Here is a 4,698-nt window from a genome sequence, read left to right as displayed (position 1 = left end):
ACTCGCCGGACGGCCCGTGGACTCCCGCCAACCAATTCGTGATTCCGAACGGTCCGGAAGGGGCATGGGACCAGTACTCGATTCACGACCCATACCCTCTCGTCCACGATGGTAAAAATCTACATCTACTACAAGTCGGACTTTGGCAAAGCACCCGACAAGGTGCGAATGCAGGGACTCGCGATCGCCGACAATCCGCTGGGGCCGTTTAAAAAACACCCCCTCAATCCGGTCATCACATCAGGCCACGAAACGTCACTGTTCCCATTTCGCAAAGGTGTTGCGGCAATGGTCTACAAGGACGGTCCGGAACACAACACGATCCAGTACGCCGAAGACTGGGTGAATTTCGAGATCGCATCCATCACCGAATTGATGCCCTACGCCGGCGCACCATACGTCGCCGATGCGTTCACGAACACCCAAGACGGACGCGGCATCACCTGGGGATTGGCACACTTCATCGGAATGGGTAAACGAGGCGAATACCACTCGATGTTGGTGCGATTCGATTGCGATCTCAGCCTCGACGTTCATGATCCGACAATGAAGCAACACCGGGTTAATCATAAACCGGATGTCTACTTCCGCCAGGGACTCAACAAAGCCCAACGTGATCGCATTGAAAAGCAAAACGCGGAACTGACCGGCGAATAGCCGCATCCGACGGTGCAAACGATGCCGGCGTAGCGAACCTCGCCAAGAGTTTCCGTGTGATTGGGTGAGGGTAGCTTTGCCGATCGTCTTGCCGACTTTCGCTGCACGACAATCGCCAAATTTGAATCATGCCTTGCGAATGAACTCGGCCGCGTAGCTTCTCACTTCGCTTCCGTTGAGAACGTGGACCATTCGCAGTTGCTGGACCTCTTCGTCACTGAACGAGGTCATCGGCACGTGCACGAGTTGCTTCTTGAAACGTCTCGCCAACCGTCGCCATCCGGCTCCCGGTGGCAGGCTGCTCATCAGTGCGATTTGCCGACCACGAGAGTGCAGACATGCCGCCGCGATCAGACGCTCCTCGAGTGTTTCGGTGAAGTTCAATCGACGGTCCATCCAGATATCGGGGATCGGCACCGGAGGATACAAGAACATCGCACCGCCGTAGGTTCCCATTCCGATGCCAGGACCAACCATCTCTTTCGTGAAGTCACTCGCGAAAAACGCCAGCGTCGACTCCCATTCATGTTCGGCAAACCAAGTCGTCCGCCACGGGTAATCACGAGGATCCGCCGGTGAATCGAACAACATCAAACACGCGTCGAGCTTCCCGCGGCTCGGCGGAATCACTCGCACGTAGATTTGTTTCTCGTACCAGTGTCGCAACGTGTCACGGATATCGATCCCGTCCTTCACGCTGGTCGTGAATTTCTCCGTCCGAGCGAGATCTTGCCCCATGATCGCTTGGGCACGTTCGCATACTCGATTGCGCAGCATCTCGATGCGTTCATCCTCAGGCGGATAACTGCACTGCGAGTACGGGTTCCAACCGTATTCCCATCGGGTCCGTTCGTCTTTCGTCGGTCGCCGTTGCAACGATAGCGTTTGCCAAGTCAACGGCGGCCCGGGCAGTCGACTGACGAGAGACACGATTTCGCCGTCAGGCAACCGACCTTGATCGATACCGAGAGTCACATCGTCAGTGCCCGGAAGATCACTCTCCGGCGACGGCCAATCCGGAAAATCGTCCGCCCCGTGCAGACTGGATTCTTTGTTGAACGGATTTTCCTTCGCATCGTCATCGAACGACGGAGGAGAATTTTCATCGAACTGCTCGTGCAGAGGAATGTCGGACGAGTCGGTCTCCGGTCGGTGATCCGCCTTTTCGAGCCCCGACGTGTAGACGGATCGTTCCAATCGATATTGGCTGGCGGTTTCGGCGACGTGCAGCGCGTATTGATCACCGAGAATTTGTTGACACGCGGTGACGATCGTGACCATGTCGGGGGTCATTCGTCGGTGAACGAGCGACAGGTTGCGAATGTATTTCAAACACTTCGACAACAGCAGCGGCGTCACCCGACGAGCACGATTCTTGAACTCATTCATGTAGCTCTGTTTGGCCGCGATGAGCAGTTCTTTCACGCCGTCGATTTGCAGGTTGGCGTCTTCCTCGAGTTCCCGACGTGCGCGTTCGTACAGAGCGGTGATGAACGGCAGCTCACCGAATAGGAACAACAACGTTTTCGGGTCCACCGAATAGGTCTGCGGGACCGAGACGTTGTCATGTTCAAACGAATCGACATCGCGTCCCTTGCCCTCACGCAGCAACCGGTGTGCTTCACGGATCCACGGCCAATCGAGAACACTCGTGACGAGCAACGTTTGGTCATATGTCTGACTCAACCGCACGAGTCGCGCAGCCATGTAAGCCATTCGTTCGCGAGTCTGATCGTCGCTCGGCCGTGGGATGCTCGGCAGTACCGCGGCGGCAAACTTTTCGCAGTGCACGTGTCGCACCGCGTAGGGGTCGGGCATTACCGTCGAGAACGGTTGGAAATGATTGGTTTCCAAGTCAATGAACGCACGCGGGATGTGTTCGCCCATCGCCGCTCGGATCGCCATGATGACGCCTTGGCACGGATCGATCGGGACAAAGCTCGATGCGATCTCATCGAGCCCGTCGTCATCGTCGAAGTCGTCCGGATCCGTATCGCCATAGCTGCCTTGGAACTCTGCCGACGCGTCGTACGTCGACTCGAACGTCGGAGCCGGTTTCTGGATCACGATCGACGGTTTGGGCAGGTCCAGGACCGCTTGCTCGACCGATTCCTGAAACGATTCAGGTAACGAAACTGCCACGCAGTCGAAACGGTGTTCGAGCAAGAACCGACGCGTCAGCCAGGCGAACTGTCCGCTGCCGTGGATGATTGGGAGGATCGTCGTATGATCATCGAGCCGCAATAGCGGCGGCACGTCGGTGGGTCCGCGATTCATGGCGTCAAACTCGGTTCGTCGCTTGCCGCCGCGATCACTTCGGTCGGTTCACTGCACAGATAGGTTCGTGCCGCGGCTTCGATTGCAGAAACATCGACGCGCCGATACGCGTCGAGAAGGTCATCGGTCGATAGGTATTTTCGACAGCACAGCCAATGGCTACCCAAACCAAAGAGTCGCTGCGACGGTCGCTCGGAGGCCATGATGACACCCGCCACCGTCTTGTTGATCACCTGATCGAGTTCTTCCTGTTTGACACCGTCACGAATCACGAGGTCGATCGCTTCGTTCATCAGGCGGATGTTCGAATCCATCGCATCGGGCGTGCAGACTAGGTAAGTGAACATCGCACCGGTGTCCGAGAACTCCTGCGGCCATAGCGTCGCGATTTCCGCTCGGCCGGTATCGATCAGGTCCCAGAACAAACGACTGCCGCCGTCATCGCCAATGATCGAGGACAACAAACGCATGGCGTAGCGGTCGTTCGACGCCATCGAAGGCCCGCCCGCGAGCGTCACGCGATACGCCTGAGTCGCATCGGGGATGTCCAACCGAGCGTTCAGTTCGACACCGGCCGGTAACTCATCGGCGTTGTCACGATCGAACGCACTCGGCATCGGCAAGTCGTTCCAATTCGCCGTCGCTTCGCCCGCCTGCTTAACGAGGGCGTCAAAGTCCACGTTCCCGGACGCGGCGAGCACCATGTTCGCCGGGCGATACCGGGCACTGAAGTAATCCCGCATCGTATCGACGTGCATGTTCGAGATCGATTCGGTCGTGCCGAGTACGCGGCGTCCCAACCCTCGCGGCCCGTACGCACATTCCATCACACGTTCGAACGCGCCGAACGGCGGCTGGTCTTCGTACTTCGCGATCTCCTCGAGAATCACGCCTCGCTCGGTGTCGAACTCATTCTCGTCCAGACGCGGACGCATCATGTCCGAGAGCAGATCAACCATCCGCTGCTGGTACTTTGGCAAGACCGCCGCGTAGTAAACCGTTTGCTCTTCGGAGGTGTATGCGTTGCTCTGGCCGCCGAGTTCATCGAGTTCCCGGTTCACGTCCGCCGCACTCCGCGTCGCCGTTCCTTTGAACATCATGTGTTCGAGGAAGTGACTCAGACCGGACTGAGCATCGTTCTCATCGCGTGCACCGGCACGAACGAAGTACCCCAGCGCCGCTGAGTATCCGCGGTTGTCCACTTCCGCGACAACTTGCAACCCGTTGTCGAGGGTCTCGGATCGAAACTCACTCATTCCTTCTCTCCTTCAGCGATGTTGGCTGTATCATCAAACGCGACGCCACCCTCGAGCGGCTCGGGCCCGATCGTCACAATCCGGAAAGACTCAGGCGTGTGCGAATCGTAGTAGTCTTTAATCTGCTGCAACGTGATCGACTCGATGATCGTTTCGAGTTCCTCCGTCGGCATCACTCGGCCGAGTTGGAATTGATCCGACGCGAGCGAACCGGCACGGGAGTTCGCCGATTCCTGTTCCATGATTAGGCTGCTTTGGATGCGAACCTTCCATCGTTCGAGTTCGGATTCCTCGAGCCCCTTACAAAGATGCTTGATCTCCTGCAGGGTCAGATCGAGTGTTTGTTGGGCACGTTGCGGCGTGGTCCCGGCATAGCCAAAGACCGCACCGGTTGCGGGAACTCGTTTTCCGTCCCGGTCCTTGCTCGGCGGCATCGAATGCGTGTTTGCCCAGATGCTGTAGCATAAACCATGTTGCTCGCGAACGCGGTCGAACAATCGGCTGCTCA

4 protein-coding genes are annotated in these 4,698 nt (G+C 57.6%); 1 reads left to right on the top strand and 3 read right to left on the bottom strand.

Going from position 1 to position 4,698, the window contains the following annotated elements; translation table 11 throughout:
* Nucleotides 1-108 precede the first annotated feature (108 nt).
* Complete coding sequence (locus tag RSSM_RS00785; protein ID WP_008673387.1) at nt 109-657, top strand: glycoside hydrolase family protein; 549 nt, start codon at nt 109-111, stop codon at nt 655-657.
* A 126-nt stretch (nt 658-783) separates the two neighbouring features.
* Here the strand turns inward: RSSM_RS00785 and RSSM_RS00780 are convergent, their stop codons facing one another.
* The 3 genes from RSSM_RS00780 to RSSM_RS00770 form a co-directional block, all read right to left on the bottom strand.
* On the bottom strand, nt 784-2,934 hold the full coding sequence (locus tag RSSM_RS00780; RefSeq protein WP_008673385.1) for a hypothetical protein: 2,151 nt from the start codon (nt 2,932-2,934) through the stop codon (nt 784-786).
* Nucleotides 2,931-4,190, bottom strand: a complete 1,260-nt coding sequence (locus RSSM_RS00775) for a M16 family metallopeptidase (protein ID WP_008673384.1) — start codon at nt 4,188-4,190, stop codon at nt 2,931-2,933. The genes RSSM_RS00780 and RSSM_RS00775 overlap by 4 nt, the downstream gene beginning before the upstream one ends.
* On the bottom strand, nt 4,187-4,698 hold a 512-nt coding region (locus RSSM_RS00770), incomplete at its 5' end, for a M16 family metallopeptidase (protein ID WP_044300408.1). The genes RSSM_RS00775 and RSSM_RS00770, both read right to left, overlap by 4 nt.

The sequence above is a fragment of the Aporhodopirellula sallentina SM41 genome, assembly GCF_000346505.1.
GTDB lineage: Bacteria > Planctomycetota > Planctomycetia > Pirellulales > Pirellulaceae > Rhodopirellula > Rhodopirellula sallentina.
The sequence above is the reverse complement of the archived record's forward strand: the minus strand, read 5'-3'. Positions and strand labels throughout refer to the sequence as shown.